Raw genomic sequence first — 20,594 nt, 5'->3', positions numbered from 1 at the left:
CTGTCAGTGCTCGCTGTCCAGGTGGGCCATCTGGGCCTCCGGGTAGCGGGCGCCGGCCGCCGCGTCCGCCGGGACGGCCGCCTCGATCGCCGCCAGGTCGGCCGCGTCGAGGGTGACGTCCAGCGCGCCGAGGGCCTCGGCGAGCCGGTCGCGGCTGCGGGCGCCGATCAGCGGGACGATGTCCTCGCCGCGGCTCAGCGCCCAGGCGATGGCGGTCTGGGCGACCGTGACGCCCTTGGCCTCGGCGACCGCGCGCAGCCGGTCCACCAGGTCCAGGTTGCGCGCCAGGTTCTCGCCCTGGAAGCGGGGGCTCATGCCGCGGAAGTCGCCGGGGGCCAGCTCGCGGTCCCGGGTGAAGTGGCCGCTGATCAGACCGCGCGACAGCACGCCGTACGCGGTGATGCCGATGCCGAGCTCGCGGGCGGTCGGCAGGATCTTCTCCTCGATGCCGCGGGAGATCAGCGAGTACTCGATCTGCAGGTCGGAGATCGGAGCGACGGCGGCGGCCCGGCGCAGGGTGTCCGCGCCGACCTCGGAGAGGCCGATGTGCCGGACGTGGCCGGCCTCGACCAGCTCGGCGATGGCGCCGACGGTCTCCTCGATCGGGACGTCGGGGTCGACGCGGGCGATCCGGTAGACGTCGATGTGGTCGGTGCCGAGGCGCTGCAGCGAGTAGGCGGCGAAGTTCTTCACCGCCGCCGGGCGCCCGTCGTAGCCGGTGAAGCCGCCCTCGACCGTGCGCAGGGCGCCGAACTTGACGCTGGTGAGCGCCCGGTCGCGGGCGGCGGCCGAGGCGGTGCGGAGCGCCTCGTTGATCAGCAGCTCGTTGTGGCCCATGCCGTAGAAGTCGCCGGTGTCGAGGAGCGTGACGCCCGCGTCCAGGGCCGCGTGGATGGTCGCGATCGACTCGGCCCGGTCGGCCTCGCCGTACAGGGCGGACATGCCCATGCAGCCGAGGCCGAGCGCGGAGACCGTGGGGCCGGTGGTGCCGAGGGAACGGGTGGGGAAGGGGTTCGTGGTCGTCGTCATGCATCAACCATGACATGTGCGATGACAGATTTCAATATCTGTCAGTCGTCTCCTCACTTCAGGGAGGGGAGGCGCAGGCTCAGGAGCAGCGTCAGGACCACCACGCCCAGCTGCACCAGCAGCGTCGTGACCAGCGCCGATCCCATGTCGCCGGATCCGGCGACGGACGGGCCGGCCAGCGACAGGAAGAGCGAGCCGAGCGTCGCCACACCGAGCGCGAGCGCCGACTGCTGGGTCGTCACCATCACGCCGCTGCCCACGCCCGCCTGCTCCGACGGCACCTCGGAGAGCACGAGCCGGAACAGCACCGGCAGCTGCAGGCCCTGGCCGAGGCCCGCGATCGCCATGCCCGGCAGCAGGTCCACCACCGACAGGCCCGCCCAGTCGCGCCACACCGTCCACGCGATCAGCGCGATGCCGAGCGCCTGCGCCAGCGCGCCCGCCGGGACCACCCGGGTCGCGCCCCAGCGCCCGATCAGCCGGGGACCGGCGAGCGAGGCCCCGAAGAAGGCGAGCGCCATCGGTACGAGGGCCAGGCCGGAGGCGATCGCGCCCATGCCCAGGCCCTGCTGGAGCGCGATGGCGATCACGAACATGAAGCCGCTGAAGCCCAGCGACAGCGGCAGTACGACGGCGAGGCCCCGGCGCAGCGAGACAAGCCGCAGCAGGCTCGGCGGCACCAGCGGGGTGCGGCCCGCGCGGTCGGCGCGCACCTCCGCCCACCAGAACGCCGCCGCCGCGAACGGGAACACGGCGAGCGCGACCCAGGTCCACAGCGGCCAGCCGGCCGCCCGGCCCTCGGTCAGCGGGGCGAGCAGGGTCAGCAGGGCGAGGCCGAGCAGCAGGGTGCCGGGCAGGTCGACCGGCGCGGGCCGGTCCGAGCGGGTCTCGGGCACGCTGCGCACCGCGAGGACCAGGCCGACCAGCGCCACCGGCACGTTGACCAGGAAGATCGACCGCCAGCCGCTGCCCGCGACATCGGCCGCGACCAATACGCCGCCCAGGATCTGGCCGGCCACCATGGCGAGGCCGGCGGTCGCCCCGTACAGGCTGAGCGCGCGGGCGTGCCGGGCGCCGGAGGTCGAGGAGTGGATGGTCGCGAGCACCTGCGGCAGCATCAGCGCGGCCGCGGCGCCCTGCGCCACGCGGGCGCCGACCAGGGTCCATGCGTCCGGGGCGAGGCCGCAGGCGAGGGAGGTGAGACCGAAGGCCGCCATGCCGCCGAGGAAGAGCCGGCGGCGGCCGAAGCGGTCGCCGAGCCGGCCGCCGAGGACGAGGAGCACGGCGTACGCCAGTCCGTAGCCGGCGACCACCAGCTCCAGGAGGGCCGGTCCGGCGGCCAGGTCGTGGTCGATGGTGGGCAGGGCGACATTGACGATGAAGAAGTCGACGAGGGGGAGGGCCGCGCCGAGCAGCACGGTGACCAGGCCGAGGGTGCCGAGCGCGGGGCGGGCGTGGTCGACGACCGGGACGGCGCGGGCCGGGGCGGACGGGGAAGTTTTCGTAGTCACGGAGTCGAGACTCGCGCGGTCCTTAGCCTGGTACCAGAGTCTTCTTATCCTGGTACAAGGAGTACCTGGCAAGGGGCTGAGCGCCCCGGCACCCTGGGAGCATGAGCGTCATGAGTCTCGGTACGGCAAGCAGTGCGGCGAGCGGTACGGCGGACAGCTCGGCGGGGCCGGATGTACGGCGGCACGAGCTCGCCGCCTTCCTGCGCAGCCGCCGCGAACGGATCAGCCCCGAGCAGGTCGGCCTGCCGCGCGGGCGCCGGCGCCGCACGCCGGGGCTGCGCCGCGAGGAGGTCGCGCAGCTCTCCGCGGTGGGCGTCACCTGGTACACGTGGCTGGAGCAGGCCCGGCCGATCCAGGTCTCCCCACAGGTCCTCGACGCGCTCGCGGGCGCGCTGCTGCTCGATCCCACCGAGCGCACCCATCTCTTCGCCCTCGCCGGTCAGGCCGACCCGAACCCGGAGACGCCCTGCCCGACCGTCACTCCGGCGCTGCGGGCGCTGCTCGACCAGCTGGAGCCGGTGCCGGCCGCCGTGCAGAACAGCCGCTACGACTTCCTCGCCCACAACCGCACCTTCGGGCGCCTCTTCTGCGACCTGGACGCGCTGCCCCGCGAGGACCGCAACAGCCTGTGGCTGGCCTTCACCAACGACGACTTCCGGGCCGCAGTCACCGACCTGCCCGAGGTGCTGCTCGCGCTCGCCGGCAAACTGCGCGCCTCGATGGCCGAGCACCTGGCCGAGCCCGCCTGGAAGGCCCTGGTCGACCGGCTCCAGGCGGCCTCCCCGGAGTTCCGCGAGATCTGGGCCCGCCACGACGTCGTCGACCAGTCCGGCCGCACCAAGCTCATCCGCAACGCCCAGGTCGGCCTCCTCCGCCTCGAACACACCAACCTCTGGCTCGGCCCGACCGCCGGCCCCCGCCTCGTGACGTACGTCCCGGTGGACGCGGCCACCCGCGCCGGCATCGAACGCCTCCACGCCCTGGCCCTCGCGGAGGAGCAGACGGCCGACGCGGACCGGGAGGCCGCGGGAGCCACCCGCCTGGCCGCGGTCTGACGGCGCCCCGTCCCGTACCCCGCGCCCCCGATTCGTACGGTTGTCTAAAGACTTGCCCGGTGCGGGACAATGGGCCAATGACCGCGTTCTCCCCCCTCGCCATCGGGCCGCACATCGTGCAGCCGCCGGTGGTGCTCGCGCCGATGGCCGGCATCACCAATGCTCCCTTCCGCACCCTGTGCCGTGAGTTCTCCGGCGGGAAGGGGCTGTTCGTGAGCGAGATGATCACGACGCGGGCGCTGGTGGAGCGCAACGAGAAGACGATGCAGCTCATTCACTTCGACGCGAGCGAGAAGCCGCGGTCGATCCAGCTGTACGGGGTGGACCCGGTGACCGTCGGCAAGGCGGTGCGGATGATCGTGGACGAGGATCTGGCCGATCACATCGACCTGAACTTCGGGTGCCCGGTGCCGAAGGTGACGCGGAAGGGCGGCGGGTCGGCACTGCCGTACAAGCGGCCGTTGCTGCGGGCGATCCTCAACGAGGCCGTGTCCAACGCGGGGGAGCTGCCGGTCACGATGAAGATGCGGAAGGGGATCAACGACGATCACCTGACGTATCTGGACGCGGGCCGGATCGCGGTCGAGGAGGGCGTCACCGCGATCGCCCTGCACGGCCGGACCACCGCCCAGCACTACGGCGGCACCGCCGACTGGGACGCCATCGCGCGGCTCAAGGAGCACGTGCCGGAGATCCCGGTGCTCGGCAACGGCGACATCTGGACGGCCGAGGACGCGCTGCGGATGATGCGCGAGACCGGTTGCGACGGGGTGGTCGTGGGCCGCGGCTGTCTGGGGCGGCCGTGGCTGTTCGCCGACCTGGTGGCCGGCTTCGAGGGCACCGACACCTACACCCGGCCCGGGCTCCGCCAGGTCGCGGACGTGATGGTGCGGCACGCTCGACTTCTTGGCGAGTGGCTGGGTGACGAGGCCCGCGGTGTCATCGACTTCCGCAAGCACGTGGCCTGGTACCTGAAGGGCTTCGCGGTCGGCTCCGAGATGCGCAAGCGGCTCGCGATCACCTCGTCCCTCGACGAACTGAGCGCTCAGTTGAGCGAGCTCGATCTGGACCAGCCGTGGCCGGTGGGTGCGGAGGGGCCTCGGGGGCGTACGTCCGGAAACAACCGAGTTGTCCTGCCGGACGGCTGGTTGAGGGACCCGTACGACTGCGCTGGCGTGAGCGAGGACGCTGAGCTGGACACGTCCGGAGGGTGAGACCAGGGTCTCTCGGGCCCTGCTCGGGGGCGTTTTCGGTGAGTGATCCTCGCCACCCCTGATAGGGGTCCCGCTCAGATGAGCAGGTTACCTGACCCTCTCCCGCTTGAAGGGTGGCACTGGGTGCCACCCTTTTTGCGTTCAAGACTTGAACGCAAGTGCTCGATTAGGCGCTCATGTGAGCGCTTGAACCCTGCATTGAGTCAAACGGGCTTCGGGGCCTGAAAGCGGAAGCTACTCATCGGTTACTTTCGATGTGCTGGCGGACGGGTGGTTAAGACCGGGTGACCGGTAGGCGTACCTCCCCAGACGCCTTCGATCTGGGTATGTTCCTCGGCGTCAGGGCAGCCAACCGAGTCGTCGAGGAGTCGTGACCCGTGTCGGAAATCAATGATCAGAAGTTCGTCTACGACTTCACCGAGGGCAACAAGGACCTGAAGGACCTGCTCGGTGGCAAGGGAGCCAACCTCGCCGAGATGACCAACCTCGGTCTCCCGGTCCCTCCCGGCTTCACGATCACGACCGAGGCGTGCAAGGTCTACCTCGACTCCGGCTCCGAGCCGGTCGAGCTCCGCGACGAGGTCAGCGCGCACCTCGACGCCCTCGAGCAGCAGATGGGCAAGAAGCTCGGCCAGGCCGACAACCCGCTGCTCGTCTCGGTCCGCTCCGGCGCCAAGTTCTCGATGCCCGGCATGATGGACACCGTCCTCAACATCGGCCTCTCCGACGCCTCCGTCGTGGGCCTGGCCGCCCAGGCCGACAACGAGCGCTTCGCCTGGGACTCGTACCGCCGCCTCATCCAGATGTTCGGCAAGACCGTCCTCGGCGTCGACGGCGAGCTCTTCGAGGACGCCCTCGACGAGGCCAAGGCCGCCAAGAAGGTCGCCAGCGACACCGACCTGGACGCCGGCGACCTGAAGAAGGTCGTCAAGCAGTTCAAGAAGATCGTCAAGAGCGCGACCGGCCGCGACTTCCCGCAGGACCCGCGCGAGCAGATGGACCTCGCCATCGAGGCGGTCTTCAACTCCTGGAACACCGACCGCGCCAAGCTGTACCGCCGCCAGGAGCGCATCCCGCACGACCTCGGCACCGCCGTCAACGTCTGCTCGATGGTCTTCGGCAACCTCGGCCCGGACTCCGGCACCGGCGTCGCCTTCACCCGCGACCCCGCCTCCGGCCACCAGGGCGTCTACGGCGACTACCTGCAGAACGCGCAGGGCGAGGACGTCGTGGCCGGCATCCGCAACACCGTGCCGCTCGCCGAGCTCGAGTCGATCGACAAGAAGTCGTACGACCAGCTCATGGAGATCATGTCGACCCTGGAGACCCACTACAAGGATCTCTGCGACATCGAGTTCACCATCGAGCGCGGCCAGCTGTGGATGCTGCAGACCCGCGTCGGCAAGCGCACCGCCGGTGCCGCCTTCCGCATCGCCACCCAGCTCGTGGACCAGGGCCTCATCGACGAGGCCGAGGCGCTGCAGCGCGTCAACGGCGCCCAGCTCGCCCAGCTGATGTTCCCGAAGTTCGACGAGAACGCCAAGGTCGAGCAGGTCGGCCGCGGCATCGCCGCCTCCCCGGGCGCCGCCGTCGGCAAGGCCGTCTTCGACTCCTACACCGCGGTCAAGTGGTCCCGCTCCGGCGAGAAGGTCATCCTGATCCGCCGCGAGACCAACCCGGACGACCTGGACGGCATGATCGCCGCCGAGGGCATCCTCACCTCCCGCGGCGGCAAGACCTCGCACGCCGCCGTCGTCGCCCGCGGCATGGGCAAGACCTGTGTCTGCGGCGCCGAGGAGCTCGAGGTCGACACCAAGCGCCGCCGCATGACCACCGCCTCCGGCGTGGTCGTCGAGGAGGGCGACGTCGTCTCCATCGACGGCTCCACCGGCAAGGTCTACATCGGTGAGGTACCCGTCGTACCGTCCCCGGTCGTCGAGTACTTCGAGGGCCGCATGCACGCCGGCGCCGACGACGCCGACGAGCTGGTCCAGGCCGTCCACCGGATCATGGCCTACGCCGACCGCGTCCGCCGGCTGCGCGTCCGCGCCAACGCCGACAACGCCGAGGACGCCGCCCGCGCCCGCCGCTTCGGCGCCCAGGGCATCGGCCTGTGCCGCACCGAGCACATGTTCCTCGGCGAGCGCCGCCAGTACGTCGAGCGGCTCATCCTCGCCGACACCGACGAGGAGCGCGAGGAGTCGCTGAAGGCGCTGCTCCCGCTGCAGAAGCAGGACTTCGTCGAGCTCTTCGAGGCCATGGACGGCCTGCCGGTCACCGTGCGCCTGCTCGACCCGCCGCTGCACGAGTTCCTGCCCGACATCACCGAGCTGTCGGTGCGTGTCGCCCTCGCCGAGGCCCGCAAGGAGCCGCACGAGAACGACCTGCGCCTGCTCCAGGCCGTGCACCGGCTGCACGAGCAGAACCCGATGCTGGGTCTGCGCGGCGTCCGGCTCGGTCTGGTCATCCCCGGCCTGTTCACCATGCAGGTCCGTGCCATCGCCGAGGCCGCCGCGCTGCGCGCCGAGGCCAAGGGCGACCCGCGCGCCGAGATCATGATCCCGCTCGTGGGCACCGTCCAGGAGCTGGAGATCGTCCGCGACGACGCCGAGAAGGTCATCGCCCAGGTCGCCACCGAGACCGGCGTCGAGCTGAAGCTGGCCCTCGGCACCATGATCGAGCTGCCGCGCGCCGCCGTCACCGCCGGCCAGATCGCCGAGGCCGCCGAGTTCTTCTCCTTCGGCACCAACGACCTCACCCAGACGGTCTGGGGCTTCTCCCGCGACGACGTGGAGGCCAGCTTCTTCACCGCGTACCTGGAGAAGGGCATCTTCGGCGTCAGCCCCTTCGAGACCATCGACAAGGACGGCGTCGGCGCCCTGGTCCGCCAGGCCGCCGAGGCCGGCCGGGCCACCCGCCCCGACATCAAGCTCGGCGTCTGCGGCGAGCACGGCGGCGACCCGGAGTCGGTGCACTTCTTCCACGAGGTCGGCCTCGACTACGTCTCCTGCTCGCCGTTCCGGATTCCGGTGGCGCGCCTGGAGGCCGGCCGCGCCGCGGCCGAGGCGAAGGGCAGCGACAGCCGCTGATCCCTCGCGGGCCGCCGCTGAACATCGGTTCAGTAGCAAAGCCCGACACAGCCACCGGAGCCGCCGCTCGTCCCCGACCCTCAGAACCGATGGGCGGCGGCTCCGGTCTCCACAGGAGACGGGGCGGACACCTTGTGCGGAGGTGTCCGCCCCGTCGTGTTTTGACCCCCGGTCACCCCTGGTCACCGTTGCATGATCGTTGGGGAAAATGTGAGTTCCTGTTCAACTGCATGTGCCAGTGGTGCATGGAGTGGCGCCGGGTTGTACCGGGGTCATGCATTGAATTATTCGGCGTTGAACATTTGCAAAGAATGAGGCGGGCGCGACCTCCGGATCCCCACCCGGAGGCCGCGCCCATTACCCTCGTCGGGCGGGTGAGCCGCAACCCTCGCCGACCGCCGCCGGACGCGCCAAAGCCCCCCACGGTCTTCGCCGCGTCACCTCGGTCCTGAAGGTTTCCCGTCCGACGTGCACAGCTTTTCGGTTCCCGGCCGTTCGCCGCGAGGCTTTTCAAGTGTGGCTGAAACACCCTGGTAACGTGCAGTGATGATGTGCATACTCGTCGGCGGGGGTGGTTGCGAGTGCACAGGTGGGGGTTCCATGCTGCGGATTCATTTCACCGGAAACGACTTGGCGGGGGTGCGGATGGCCGCACAGCCGGACGTTCTGTGGGAAACGATTCTCAGTTTTCATCGTTTACGAGACCGGCGCGGCTCCGTGGTCTACGGGGAATGGCGGTCGGAGGCGCGTATACGACTCGGGGGTGAGACCCGGCTGCTCGGCGCCCTCGTGCCCAGCCGCGGCTATTTCCCCGACTTCCTCACCCCGCCCCAGGGCATTCTCGGCCTCGACGAGGGCCTCGACGCCGTCCGGGCCACCCCGCCCGGCCGGCTGCACACGGAACTCGCCCTGATCGGCGCCGCCCGCTCCGGGCACCCCGCCGTCCCGAACGCGCTCAGAGCCCTCGCCGACGGCGGCAGCGGGCCGCTCGGGCGGCTCCTCGGCGCGCTCCGCGCCTACCACCGGGCCGCCGTCGAGCCGTACTGGAGCCACATCCAGGCCCGGGTCGAGGCCGACCGGGCACGCCGCGGCCGGGCGCTGCTCGACGGCGGCGCGGACGAGCTCCTCGCCTCGCTGCCGCCGATGCTGCGCTGGCGCAGCCCGGTCCTGGAGGCCGACTACCCGGTCGACCGGGACGTGCACCTCGACGGGCGCGGACTGCTGCTGCAGCCCTCGTACTTCTGCCGCGGCACCCCGGTCGTGCTGCGCGACCCGGAGCTGCCGCCGGTGCTCGTGTACCCGGTCACCCACTGCGAGGCGCCGAACGTCCGGACACCCGGCCTGCCCTCGCTCGCCAAACTGGTCGGGCACACCCGCTCGGAGGTCCTCAACGCCATCGGCGACGGCGGCACCACGAGCGAACTGGCCCGCCGGGCGGGGGTGTCCCTCGCCTCGGCGAGCCAGCACGCCGGTGTCCTGCGGGAGGCCGGCCTGGTCGCCACGCTCCGGCACGGCAACGCGGTCCTGCACACCCTGACCCCGCTGGGCGCCGCCCTCCTCGGCGGCGCCCAGGGAGCCCCGGTCGCGGCTCCGGCTCCCCAGGGCTCTCGCGAGGCCCGGGAGGCCAGGGAGACCCGCTGCTACGCGCGGAACGGGCCGGCGACCTCGTAGGTGATGCCACCGGACGAACTGCCGGTGGTGCCCCGCTGGCTGGAGAAGTAGAGCCGGCTGCCGTCGGGCGAGAAGGCCGGTCCGGTGATCTCGGAACCGGACTGGCCGCTGATCCGCAGGAACGGGGTGACGACGTCGTCCGGGGTGATCAGGCAGATCTCCATGTTGCCGCCGTCCTCGGCGACGTACAGATCGCCGGAGGCCGTGCCGGTCACGTTGTCGACCCCGGTCAGCGGCGCCGCCCCGCCGGGCACCAGCGAGTCGTCGTACGCCAGCTCGTAGGTGCCGGCGGCCAGGTTGACCTGCCACACCCGGTTGTCGCCCTTGGTGGTGAACCAGACGGTGTCGTCGGCGTAGTGGCAGCCCTCGCCGCCGTTGAACCGCTTGGCGCCGGAGACCTGGTTGCGGGTGGTGGTCGGCGAGCCGTCCGGGTCCGGCACGTTCTGCCAGGTGAAGGTGCCGGAGGTGGCGGTGCCGGCCCTGAAGACCTGCAGGGTGCCGGAGGACAGATTCCCCCAGGTGGTGGGCAGGAAGCGGTAGAAGCAGCCGTCGGTCTCGTCCTCGGTGAGGTAGATCGCCTGCCGCACCGGGTCGGCGGCCGCCGCCTCGTGCTTGAACCGGCCGAGCGCCGGCCGCTGAACGGCCGCGTTCACGCCGTACGGATCCGTCTCGTACACGTAACCGAGGCTGACCTCCTCGCAGGACAGCCAGGTGTTCCACGGCGTCCTGCCGCCCGCGCAGTTCTGCCGGGTGTTGGACAGGATCCGGTAGGCGTTGGTGACCGTGCCCGAGGAGTTGAACTTCACCGCGCTGACGCCGCCGCCCGGGTTGATCTCCGAGTTCGACACATAGATCCAGCCCGTGCCGTCGGCGAAACAGGCGCCGCCGTCGGGAGCGTTGTGCCAGATGTACGAGGTCCCCGGGACCGACTGGCCCGACCGGGCGATCACCCGGCTGCTGAAACCGGCCGGCAGCAGGATGCCGTTCGCGTCCGCCGCGCCGAGCGCCCCGTAGGGCCCCGCCCCGGGCTGCGCGGGCGCGGCATGGGCCGCCCCGCTCCAGAGGCTGCCGCCGAAGGCGGCGGCCGAGGTGCCGATGACCGCTCCACGCAGGAAACTGCGTCGCTCCACGTCTCACTCCTGATCAGGGTGTGATCCGCCCCGCGGCGCCGGTCGGCGGCGCGGGGTCGCGCGGTCCTGGAATCTAGGCGTCCGGAGTTGACCGGGCGTCAACGGGCGGTGACGGGGAGGAGGCGGGCGGCGACCCTTTGGGTGGGGGCGGGGCTGTCGGTGACGGGCGGTAGGTTCCGGCCATGGACTTCGTCGCACGCCTGATCGGTTCGCCTTCGGTTCCCGGAGTGCGCGCGCTCCTCGAAGGCAGCGTCTTCGAGAGCGGGGGACACGAGCAGCGCAGAGTCCTGCTGAAGCACGGAGCCGAGCTCGCGGTCCACGACCGCGCAGCCCTCCTGGCGGGGGAGCGGGCTCCGGAGACCGTCTTTCCGCTGCCCTGGCCCGGCTGGGATCGAGGAGTGCACTCGGTGAGCCCGGACAGCACCTTTGCCGTCTTCTCCGGCCAGCGGTCGGTACGGGCCGTCGCGGCCGACGGCGGCACGCTGTGGTCGTACGTGCACGGCTGCTGGAACCAGGAGGTCGGCCACGCCCACACCGGCGACGAGCAGCAGGTCTGCCGAGGCAATGCGTCGGGCTCCTGTCGGGTGTCCGACGACGGCCGCCTCGTCTGGGCTCACGTCGTGGACTCTGAGGAGTACGGGGAACACTGGGTCGTCCTTGACGCGAGAGACGGCCGCGAGCTGGCCCGATGGGAGCTGGACAGTGCTGCCTCGGGTTCCTGGCACACCTCGCACCCCGACGGCGTCCACATGGGCCTGTGCGTCGGCATGGGACAGGACGGCGCGCTCGTCTACTGGGGCCGCTGGGACGGGGAGACACTGGCCGTCCACGACGAGCTGAACGAGGGCCTTGACCGGGTTCTGGCCGACGTCCACCCCAACCACCCTGGCTTCCTGACCATCGAGCACAACCTCAACGACCTTCAGATGCACGCCCTCGACGGCACGCTCCTCGCAGAGCGGCGTGAGCTGCCCTGGGACTGGTGCTGCGGCTTCCTCGACGGGGACACCGTGCTCGCCACCACCGGGATCGAGTTCTCCTCCGACCCGGAGGAGACCGGCACCTGGCTCCTTGACGCCCGCACCCTGGAGATTCGCGGGCGCGTCACCTACCCCCCGGGCACGGTCGACAGCGTGGCCCGCCCGCTGGGCGACGGCACGTGGCTCACGCACGAGCACGCGACGGAAACCGTACGACGCTGGACGCTCTGATCCGGGTCCAGGGACCTTCGGCACTGGCCCCCGCCCCGTCCGATCCGCGACCCTCGTCCCATGGCCGTCACCCGTGACATCCGCGACCGCGCCGACCTCGACGCCCTGCTGCGCCGCTTCTACGAGGCGGCCTTCGCCGACCCGCTCATCGGGCCGTTCTTCACCGAGGTCGCCGGCACCGATCTCGACACCCACCTGCCGAGGATCGGCGACTTCTGGGAGCGGGCCCTGTTCCGCAGCGCCGAGTACCGGCGGGACGCGTTCGGGCCGCACGCCGCGCTGGACTCCGTACGTCCGCTGACCGCCGCCCATTTCGGGCGGTGGGTGCAGCTGTGGCGGGCCACGATCGACGGGCGGCACGCGGGGCCGCTGGCCGAGCGGGCCAAGGCGCAGGGGGAGCGGATCGCGGTCGCGATGCTGCGGCGGCTCGGCGGGGCCGAGGCGTCGACCGACGCGCCCGAGGGCGTCGGAGGCAGCGGCGGATTCGTCCCGCTGGCGGCGCTCACGCTGCGGTCCGTCGCCTGAGCGGGAAGGATTTTCGAGGAAAGTGTCGGCGGGGCGATGAGTTCCGCCGGGCCCGCCCGTCTTAACTCTCGAAAGCGCCGACACGGCACCGACGGACGAGAGAGTGGACGGACACCATGGCCCCGCAGATGATCTTCGTGAACCTGCCGGTGAAGGACCTGGACGCGAGCAAGGCCTTCTACGAGCAGCTCGGCTACACCATCAACCCGCAGTTCACCGACGAGACCGCCGCCTGTGTGGTCATCAGCGACACGATCTTCACCATGCTGCTCACCGAGGAGAAGTTCCTCGGCTTCGCCGCGCCGGGCAAGGTGGTCTCCGACGCGACGAAGTCGACCGAGGTGATGTGCGCGCTCAGCGCCGAGAGCCGCGAGAAGGTCGACGAGCTGGCGGACAAGGCGCTGGCGGCCGGCGGCGGCGCGGTGCTGCCGCCGATGGACATGGGCTTCATGTACGGGCGTTCCTTCACCGACCTCGACGGGCACCACTGGGAGGTCATGTGGATGGACCCCGCGGCGGTCGAGGGCGACGCGCCGCAGGGCTGAGCCACGCAGCAGGTCCGGCTAGGCCGTACGGACCGGGTACACCGCCACCGTCACCTCGTCGTCGTCCAGGCAGCGGCCCGTCTCCAGGTCGAAGCGCTGCTTCAGGAGCGGCGAGGCGACGAACGGCCGGCCGTCCGCCGAGCCGACCAGGCCCCGGGAGAGCACCTGGGCGCCGGTGAACGGGTCGCGGTTGTCGATCGCGTACGCACGGCCGGACCGGTCCCTGAAGACGGCGGCCTGCCGGCCGTCCGGCAGCAGCGCGGCCATGCCCCGGCCCGGGGTGAGCCGGGCCTCCTCGCAGACCGGCATCCAGGACTCGGCATCGGGGGAGAGTTCGAGGATCGCCGTCGTCGTCATCGTCGTCATCGGGAGGTGGCTCCTTCCAGGGTGCCGATCGTGAGGATCTGCAGGTCCGGCTTGATCTGGTCGCGCTCCGGCACGAACTTCACCGTCGGGTCGGGCGTCTCCGGCGCGTTCACGAAGGAGACGAAGCGCCGCAGCCGGTCCGGGTCGTCGAGGGTCTCCGCCCACTCGTCCCGGTAGCCGGCGACGTGCGCGGCCATCAGCGCCTCCAGCTCGTCGCACAGGCCGAGTGAGTCGTGCACCACCACGTCCTTGAGGTGGTCGAGGCCGCCCTCCAGACGCTCCAGCCACACCGAGGTCCGCTCCAGGCGGTCGGCGGTGCGGATGTAGAACATCAGGAACCGGTCGATCAGCCGGATCAGTTCGGCGTCCGACAGATCCTGGGCGAGCAGATCGGCGTGGCGCGGGGTGGCGCCGCCGTTGCCGCCCACGTACAGGTTCCAGCCGCTCGCGGTCGCGATGATCCCGAAGTCCTTCGACTGGGCCTCGGCGCACTCGCGGGCGCAGCCGGAGACCGCGGACTTCAGCTTGTGCGGGGCGCGCAGGCCGCGGTAGCGCAGTTCGAGCAGGATCGCCATCTTCACGGAGTCCTGGACGCCGTAGCGGCACCAGGTCTGTCCCACACAGGACTTCACCGTGCGCAGCGCCTTGCCGTAGGCGTGGCCGGACTCGAAGCCGGCGTCGACGAGCCGGGTCCAGATGGAGGGGAGCTGGTCGACCCGGGCGCCGAAGAGGTCGATCCGCTGGCCGCCGGTGATCTTCGTGTAGAGGCCGAAGTCGCGGGCCACCTCGCCGATCACGATCAGCTTCTCGGGGGTGATCTCGCCGCCCGGGATGCGCGGCACCACCGAATAGGAGCCGTTGCGCTGCATGTTGGCGAGGAAGTGGTCGTTGGTGTCCTGGAGCGCCGCCTGCTCGCCGTCCAGGATGTAACCGTTGTTGAGCGAGGCCAGGATGGAGCCGACGGTCGGCTTGCACACCTCGCAGCCCTCGCCGCCCTTCGCCTCGTCCCGCCCGTGCGAGTCGAGCAGCGCGGCGAAGGAGGTCACGCGGAGGGTACGAGCGATCTCGTAGAGCTCGCTGCGGGTGTACGAGAAGCAGCCGCAGAGCCCTTTGTCGGTGGCCGCAGGCAGCAGCTTCTCGATCACCTTCACGCAACTGCCGCAGCCCGTGCCGGCCTTGGTGCACTTCTTCACCTCGGGGAGGCTGGTGCACTGGCTGATCGCGTGCTTGGTGACGTTGTGGCAGGAGCAGATGACGGCGTCGTCCGGGAGGGCGGAGGGGCCGAGCGCGACCGGCGCGCCGACGCCCGCGGGGAGCACCAGCTGCTCGGGCGAGACCGGCGGCTTGCTGCCGGTGAGCGGGCGCAGCATGCCGTACGCCTCGGCGTCGCCGACCAGGACGCCGCCGAGCAGCACGCCCTCGCCGTCCACGACGAGCTTCTTGTAGATGCCGGAGCGGGAGTCGGAGTAGACGACGTCGAGACAGCCCTCGGCGGTGCCGTGGGCGTCGCCGAAGGAGGCCACGTCGACGCCGAGCAGCTTCAGCTTGGTCGACAGGTCGGCGCCGGTGAAGCCGCTGACGGTCTCGTCGGCGATCGTCGCGGCGGCGGTCGATGCCATCTCGTAGCCGGGCGCCACCAGGCCGTACACCCGCCCGTCCGAGGCGAGCGCGCACTCGCCGATCGCGAAGACGGCCGGGTCGGAGGTCCGGCACAGCTCGTCCACGGCGATGCCGCCGCGCTCGCCGACGTCCAGGCCGCAGTCGCGGGCCAGCTGGTCGCGGGGGCGGACGCCCGCCGAGAACACCACCATCTCCGTGGCGAGTTCGGAGCCGTCGGAGAGGCGCATGGCGGTGACCGCGCCGTCCTCGGTGACGACCTCCTGGGTGCCGGTCCCGGTGTGGACGGTCAGGCCCATCTGCTCGATGGTGCGCAGCAGGGCCGCGCCGCCGCCCTCGTCGACCTGCACCGGCATCAGGCGCGGCGCGAACTCCACGATGTGGGTGTCCAGGCCGAGGCCCTTCAGCGCGCCGGCCGCCTCCAGGCCGAGCAGGCCGCCGCCGACCACCGCGCCGGTGGTGCGGCCCTTCGCGTACTCCTCGATCGCGAGCAGGTCCTCGATCGTGCGGTAGACGAAGCAGCCGCGGGCGTCCTTGCCGGGGACCGGCGGCACGAAGGGGTACGAGCCGGTGGCCAGGACGAGCGTGTCGTACGCGAAGACCTGACCGGAGCCGGTGGTGACCGTGCGGGCGGCCCGGTCCACGGCGGTGACGGGCTCGTCGGTGTGCAGCTCGATGCCGTGCTCGGCGAGGAAGCCGTCCGGGACGAGGGAGAGGTCGTCGGGGGTGCGGCCGGAGAAGTACGAGGTCAGCTGGACGCGGTCGTAGGCGGGCCGGGGCTCCTCGCAGAGCACCACGACCCGGGCCCGCGCGGTGACGCCCCGCTCCGCGAGCGCCTCCAGGAACCGCTGGCCGACCATTCCGTGGCCGACCAGGACGATGGTGGGGGCGGCAGGGGTGGTCGGGGTGGTCGAGGTCGTCATGAGGAGCCTCCGTCGTGGGTGAGCAGGTGCAGCAGGGGGGCGTCCGGCAGGGCCTCGTCGCCCTCCCAGGCCCGGGCGAGCGTCCCGACGGCGCCCAGGTCGCCGAGCAGTACGCCGCCCACCAGCCGGTCGCCGCGCACGACGACCTTCCGGTAGGCCCCGCGGGTGGCGTCGGTGAGCCGTACGACGTCGTCGCCGGGCAGCGGGGTGGCTTCGCCGAAGGCGGCGAGGTCGAGGGGCTGGGCGCCGCCGAGGGTGAGGCGGGTGAGGGCGCGGGTGCCGGTGTATCGGGGGCGGTCCGTCGCGGGCGGCACCTCTGCGGGTGCCTCCGCCCCCGGGGCCTGTACGTGCGGCCCGGGCGCGGCGTCCTCGTGGTGCGGGTGGGCCCGGGTGCGGAACGCGCCCGCATGGGCGCCGTCCCGTGTAGCCCACCCTCCCCCTAGGGCTTCGCCCTGGGGGGACCCCCACGCCCTGCGGGACGATTGCCCACACGGGACGGCGGGGGCGTCCGCTTCCGCCGTCAGCAGCTCCGCCAGGACGTCCGCCTGTTCCAGGGCCGGGCCCGCGAGGCCGTAGACGCGGCCGGCGTGTTCGGCGCAGTCGCCGATCGCGTGGATGTACGGGTCGGAGGTGCGGAGCTCGTCGTCGACGACGACGCCCGTGCGGAGGGCGAGGCCCGCCTCGCGGGCGAGGGCGACGCGGGGGCGGACCCCGCAGGCCAGGACGACGATCTGGGCGTCGAGGACGAAGCCGTCGGCGAGTTCGACGGCGGTGACGGCGCCGTTCTGCTGCCGCAGCCCGCTGACCCGGCACTCGGTGTGGACCTCGACGCCGAGGTCGGTGAGGTGGGTACGGAGCAGGGCCGCGGCCTCGTCGTCGAGCTGGCGCTCCATGAGGCGCTCGCCCTGCTGGGTGAGCATCACCTCGGCGCCGCCCGCCGCGAGCGCCCGGGCCGCCGAGACGCCGAGCAGTCCGCCGCCGACGACGACCGCCCGCACTCCGGGCCGGACCAGCTCGCGCAGCGCCAGACAGTCGTCGAGGGTGCGGAACGGGTGCACCCCGGTGGGCAGTTGCGCCCCGCGCAGGCCGCGCAGCGGCGGCAGCACCGGCGCCGCGCCGGTCGCCAGGACCAGCCGGTCGTACGGGACGAGGGAGCCGTCCGCGCACTCCACCGTGCGGGCCGCGCGGTCGATCCGCACCGCCCGCGCGCCGGCGCCGAGCCGGGCCGGCTCGCGCGCCGCGGGCAGCGCGATGACCTCGGGGCCGTACCGCCCGGCGAGGACGTCCGCGAGCAGCAGCCGGTTGTACGGTGCGTGCGGCTCCTCGCCGAGCAGGGTGACCGGCAGGCGCTGGGCGAGCCGGGCACCCGCCGTTCCGCCCCCGACCACCACGATCCGTGTACTCATACCCGGAAGAGTGCGCGGCGGGTGTTACCCGACGGGATCCCGACTGTTTCCCGTACGGAACGCTGATCTCACCGCCGCCGCTCCGCACTGTGAGGGCCCTTCGACGTATACGACGCGCCGACAAGGCTCAGACGTAGCTCAAGACTCCTCGGGATCGATGGCTGGTGCATACATCGGGGCTCTAGGCTCACCCCCATGCCTGACATATCCCTGACCACACTCGTCCTGCTCTGCCTCGCGGCGCTGGCCGCCGGCTGGATCGACGCCGTGGTCGGCGGCGGCGGGCTGCTGCAGCTGCCCGCCCTCCTCCTCGGCCTGCCGCACGTGCCGGCCGCGCAGATCCTCGGCACCAACAAGGCGGTGTCGATCGTCGGGACGTCCGGCGCGGCCTTCACGTATCTCCGCAGGGCGCCGGTCAAGGTCGGTACGGCGGTGCGGATCGGGCTCGCCGCGCTCGTCGGGTCGATGGGCGGCGCCTTCTTCGCGGCCGGGATCAGCAGCGCGGTGCTGCGGCCGGTGATCATGGTGGTGCTGCTCGGGGTCGCCGCGTTCGTGATGCTGCGGCCGTCCTTCGGCAGCCGTACGGCGGAGGAGGACCGGCCCCCGCTCACCCGGGCCCGGATCGTCACCGCGATCGTCGTGGTCGGCGGCGGCATCGGGTTCTACGACGGTCTGTTCGGGCCCGGCACCGGCACCTTCCTGGTGCTCGCGCTCACCGCCGTGCTCCACCTCGACCTGGTGACGGCCTCCGCCACCTCCAAGATCGTCAACGTCTGCACCAACGCGGGCGCGCTCGCGATGTTCGCCTACCAGGGGCATGTGCTGTGGCTGCTCGCCGCCGTCATGGCGGTGTTCAACCTGGTCGGCGGCATGATCGGCGCGCGGATGGCGCTGGCGAAGGGCGCGGAGTTCGTCCGCGGGGTGCTGCTCGTGGTCGTCTTCTCGCTGGTCGCGAAGCTCGCCTTCGACCAGTGGGCGTAGCCGTCGCTTCGAGCCGTCACTTCACCCCGATGAGGTGGCCGAAGGCGACGACATTGCCGAGGTAGCCGCCCGCCTTCTTCGAGAAGCCGCCGCCGCACGTGATCACCCGGATCTCGGCCCGGTCCGCCTCCCCGTACACCCTGGCGTCCGGGAAGCGGTCCTTCTCGTAGACCTCGACGGCGTCGATGGTGAAGACGGCGGTACGGCCGTCCTGCCGGTCCACCTCGATCCGGTGCCCCTTCTTCAGCGCGCCGAGCGCGTAGAAGACGGCGGGCCCCTGCGCGTTGTCGACGTGTCCCGCGACGATCGCGGTGCCCTTGGCGCCGGGCCGGGTGCCGTTCTCGTACCAGCCGGCCAGATTGCGGTCGTCGGCCGGCGGCACCTCCAGGGCGCCGTCGGGGCCGAGGCCGAGGCCGGTCAGGGGCGTGTCGACGTCGATCTCGGGGATCCGCAGCCGCAGCGGGGACGAGGGCGGCAGCGGATCGGCGGCGGCGTCGGTGTGCACGCTCGGGCCGGCGGCGAAGGCCTGCGCGGCCGTGGGGATCGGCGGGGTGACCTCGCCCGAGCCGTTCTGGATCATCCACAGCCCGACGCAGGCGGCGACGGCTATTCCCCAGCCCTTGCTGCGGTTGCTCACCTGGGCTTCTTCCTTTGTACGGGTCTTCCGGTGTACGGGTCTTCCGGATGGTCCTGCCCCCGCCGGGCCGTCAGCGGGCGCGCGGCGGGGGCAGGACGGAGGCGGTACGGCGTTCAGCCGTCCTGCGCGCCGCTCGCCCGGCGGCGCAGGAGCCAGGTACCGCCCACGGCAGCCGCGGCCAGCACCGCCACGCCCGCCGTGACCTGGGCGGTGTCGGGGCCCACGCTGCCGCCGACACCGGTCTGCACATGGCCGCTCGGGGTCTTGTGCTTGACGAAGAGGTCGCCGCGCGCGGTCTTGCCGTTGTCGCAGGCGACGCTGATCGGATAGGTCCCCGACTTGGCGTGGTGCGGCACGGTGAACTGGCCCACCACGACCTCCTTGTGCGTGCTCGGGTTGAGCTGGAACTCGCCCGCGCCGAGCGAGTTCGCGTCGCCCACCCCGTGGCCGTGGGAGCCGCAGGCGAGGGTGTTCACGGTGACGGTGGTGCCGGGGTCGGCGGAGGAGGGGAAGATCTCCAGGGACTGCGAGTTCTGGTGCCCTGAGTTCTCGCGACCGGAGTTCTCGTGACCGTCGTTGTTCGCGTACGCCACGGGCGCGGCGAGCGCGCCGAGCGCGAGGACCGTGAGCGCGGTACCGGTGAGCAGGGGGACAGGGGTGCGGCGCATGGTGGCCTCCGTGGCGCGCGGACGTTCGTACGGAAAGGGGCTTCCGTAGGACCGACATAAATGCGTGGACGCGCCAGCCGCCTGCTGATGGAGGATCAGAATGCGTCCGTTCAGGTGCGGCGTGTCGCTGGAGATCCCGCGTTTGCGCAGGTGAGAGCGGGTTTCACGGCGTCAGCTGACGGTCCGTGCCGAACGGGTGATCACCGCCGCCCCCGGCGGGCCCGAGCCTGTGCCGCCCGGCTGTACCCGGCCCGGCTGCACACGGGCCGGTTCGCCCGTACGGTGAAGGCGTGATCGTCACCGTCGTCACCAGCACCGACGCCCGCGCCAAGGCCACGGCCCTGGCGCGCGGGGCCGTCGAGGCCCGGGTCGCCGCCTGCGCGCAGGTCTCCGGGCCGGTCTCCTCCGTGTACCACTGGCACGGCTCGATCGAGACCGCGGAGGAGTGGCAGGTGGTGTTCAAGACCACCGAGGCGCGCTACCCGGCCCTGGAGGCGCACCTCCTCGCCGCCCACGACTACGAGACCCCGGAGATCGTCGCGACCCGGGTGAACCGGGTGAGCGAGGAGTACGCCCGCTGGGTCGAGCGGGAGACGACGGCGCTCGCCGCCGTCGAGGCCCCGGCGCGGCCGGACGCCGAGCGGCCGTTCTTCGTGTACGGGACGCTGCGCCCGGGCGGGTACAACCACGACCGGTTCCTCGCCGGCCGGATCGGCACCGAGGCGGAGGCCGTGCTGCACGGGGCGGTCCTGCACGACGGGCCCGGCTATCCGTATGCCGTCCCGGCGGAGCGGGGCCGGGTCGTCGGCAGCCTGCTCACGCCCTCGTCCGGCGACTACCTCGATCTGTTCGGCCTGCTCGACCGCCTTGAGCTGCCCGTCGGGTACGAGCGGGTGGCGATGGACGTCGTACGGGTACGGGACGGGGCGCGGGTGTCCGCCTGGGTGTTCCTGGCGGCGCCGGACGCGCCCCTCGGCCCGGTCATCGAGAGCGGCGACTGGTTCGACCGCCCGTAG

At 71.9% G+C, this 20,594-nt stretch carries 17 protein-coding genes and 1 pseudogene; 10 read left to right on the top strand and 8 right to left on the bottom strand.

Annotated features, from left to right (window positions below; genetic code table 11):
* Positions 1–3: 3 nt before the first annotated feature.
* The gene (locus tag JAO84_RS11090) at positions 4–1,029 is read right to left on the bottom strand and encodes an aldo/keto reductase (RefSeq protein WP_370412671.1); all 1,026 of its coding nucleotides are present in this window, start codon (positions 1,027–1,029) and stop codon (positions 4–6) included.
* 53 nt (positions 1,030–1,082) lie between these two features.
* On the bottom strand, positions 1,083–2,540 hold the full coding sequence (locus JAO84_RS11085; protein ID WP_370412669.1) for an MFS transporter: 1,458 nt from the start codon (positions 2,538–2,540) through the stop codon (positions 1,083–1,085).
* 110 nt (positions 2,541–2,650) lie between these two features.
* On the opposite strand from JAO84_RS11085, the gene JAO84_RS11080 reads away from it, so the two are divergent.
* From JAO84_RS11080 to JAO84_RS11065, 4 genes are all read left to right on the top strand, one after another.
* Positions 2,651–3,595, top strand: a complete 945-nt coding sequence (locus tag JAO84_RS11080; protein ID WP_370416723.1) for a helix-turn-helix domain-containing protein — start codon at positions 2,651–2,653, stop codon at positions 3,593–3,595.
* 77 nt (positions 3,596–3,672) lie between these two features.
* On the top strand, positions 3,673–4,809 hold the full coding sequence (dusB, locus tag JAO84_RS11075; RefSeq protein ID WP_370412667.1) for a tRNA dihydrouridine synthase DusB: 1,137 nt from the start codon (positions 3,673–3,675) through the stop codon (positions 4,807–4,809).
* A 377-nt stretch (positions 4,810–5,186) separates the two neighbouring features.
* Complete coding sequence (ppdK, locus tag JAO84_RS11070) at positions 5,187–7,898, top strand: pyruvate, phosphate dikinase (RefSeq protein ID WP_370412665.1); 2,712 nt, start codon at positions 5,187–5,189, stop codon at positions 7,896–7,898.
* Between the two features lie 600 nt (positions 7,899–8,498).
* Entirely contained in the window at positions 8,499–9,569 is a 1,071-nt protein-coding gene (locus JAO84_RS11065) for a helix-turn-helix domain-containing protein (RefSeq protein ID WP_370412663.1), read from the top strand.
* On the opposite strand, the gene JAO84_RS11060 is transcribed toward JAO84_RS11065, so the two are convergent.
* Positions 9,539–10,699: an alkaline phosphatase PhoX gene (locus JAO84_RS11060; protein ID WP_370412661.1), complete on the bottom strand. Its 1,161-nt coding sequence runs from the start codon at positions 10,697–10,699 to the stop codon at positions 9,539–9,541. The two genes, JAO84_RS11065 and JAO84_RS11060, sit on opposite strands and share 31 nt — an antisense overlap.
* A 182-nt stretch (positions 10,700–10,881) precedes the next feature.
* Here JAO84_RS11060 and JAO84_RS11055 point away from each other — a divergent pair, with 182 nt between their 5' ends.
* The 3 genes from JAO84_RS11055 to JAO84_RS11045 all read left to right on the top strand — a co-directional run bounded on the left by JAO84_RS11055 (position 10,882) and on the right by JAO84_RS11045 (position 12,980).
* Positions 10,882–11,910: a hypothetical protein gene (locus JAO84_RS11055; protein WP_370412659.1), complete on the top strand. Its 1,029-nt coding sequence runs from the start codon at positions 10,882–10,884 to the stop codon at positions 11,908–11,910.
* Positions 11,911–11,970: 60 nt separating this feature from the next.
* The gene (locus JAO84_RS11050) at positions 11,971–12,435 is read left to right on the top strand and encodes a group III truncated hemoglobin (protein WP_265862203.1); all 465 of its coding nucleotides are present in this window, start codon (positions 11,971–11,973) and stop codon (positions 12,433–12,435) included.
* Between the two features lie 116 nt (positions 12,436–12,551).
* Positions 12,552–12,980, top strand: a complete 429-nt coding sequence (locus JAO84_RS11045) for a VOC family protein (protein ID WP_370412657.1) — start codon at positions 12,552–12,554, stop codon at positions 12,978–12,980.
* An 18-nt stretch (positions 12,981–12,998) separates the two neighbouring features.
* Here JAO84_RS11045 and nirD read toward each other — a convergent pair whose 3' ends face one another.
* Genes nirD through JAO84_RS11030 form a run of 3 tightly spaced genes read right to left on the bottom strand, consistent with a single transcriptional unit; the run spans position 12,999 to position 17,292 of the window.
* On the bottom strand, positions 12,999–13,346 hold the full coding sequence (nirD, locus tag JAO84_RS11040) for a nitrite reductase small subunit NirD (protein ID WP_370412655.1): 348 nt from the start codon (positions 13,344–13,346) through the stop codon (positions 12,999–13,001).
* Positions 13,343–15,886 (bottom strand): nitrite reductase large subunit NirB, encoded by a 2,544-nt coding sequence (gene nirB / locus JAO84_RS11035; protein WP_370412653.1) that lies wholly within the window; start codon positions 15,884–15,886, stop codon positions 13,343–13,345. The genes nirD and nirB overlap by 4 nt, the downstream gene beginning before the upstream one ends.
* A complete protein-coding gene (locus JAO84_RS11030) occupies positions 15,883–17,292 on the bottom strand; it encodes an NAD(P)/FAD-dependent oxidoreductase (protein WP_370412651.1) in 1,410 nt (469 codons plus the stop codon). The genes nirB and JAO84_RS11030 overlap by 4 nt, the downstream gene beginning before the upstream one ends.
* Positions 17,293–17,487: 195 nt before the next feature.
* Here JAO84_RS11030 and JAO84_RS11025 point away from each other — a divergent pair, with 195 nt between their 5' ends.
* The gene (locus JAO84_RS11025; RefSeq protein WP_370412649.1) at positions 17,488–18,273 is read left to right on the top strand and encodes a sulfite exporter TauE/SafE family protein; all 786 of its coding nucleotides are present in this window, start codon (positions 17,488–17,490) and stop codon (positions 18,271–18,273) included.
* 16 nt (positions 18,274–18,289) lie between these two features.
* Here the strand turns inward: JAO84_RS11025 and JAO84_RS11020 are convergent, their stop codons facing one another.
* Positions 18,290–18,910 carry a class F sortase gene (locus tag JAO84_RS11020; protein ID WP_370412647.1) on the bottom strand — a complete coding sequence of 207 codons (621 nt, stop codon included), beginning with the start codon at positions 18,908–18,910 and terminating at the stop codon, positions 18,290–18,292.
* Positions 18,911–19,023: 113 nt separating this feature from the next.
* Positions 19,024–19,578, bottom strand: a complete 555-nt coding sequence (locus JAO84_RS11015; RefSeq protein WP_370412645.1) for a hypothetical protein — start codon at positions 19,576–19,578, stop codon at positions 19,024–19,026.
* A gap of 290 nt (positions 19,579–19,868) precedes the next feature.
* Between JAO84_RS11015 and cutA the strand changes: the two are divergent.
* Both cutA and JAO84_RS11005 read left to right on the top strand, forming a co-directional pair.
* Positions 19,869–20,180: pseudogene (cutA, locus tag JAO84_RS11010) on the top strand (divalent-cation tolerance protein CutA); the annotation flags it as partial.
* Positions 20,181–20,231: 51 nt separating this feature from the next.
* A complete protein-coding gene (locus JAO84_RS11005; protein WP_370416722.1) occupies positions 20,232–20,594 on the top strand; it encodes a gamma-glutamylcyclotransferase family protein in 363 nt (120 codons plus the stop codon).

The sequence above is a fragment of the Streptomyces fradiae genome (assembly GCF_041270065.1).
In the GTDB taxonomy this organism is placed as follows: domain Bacteria; phylum Actinomycetota; class Actinomycetes; order Streptomycetales; family Streptomycetaceae; genus Streptomyces.
Note: the sequence above shows the minus strand (reverse complement) of the source record. Positions and strands in the feature narration are given on the sequence as shown.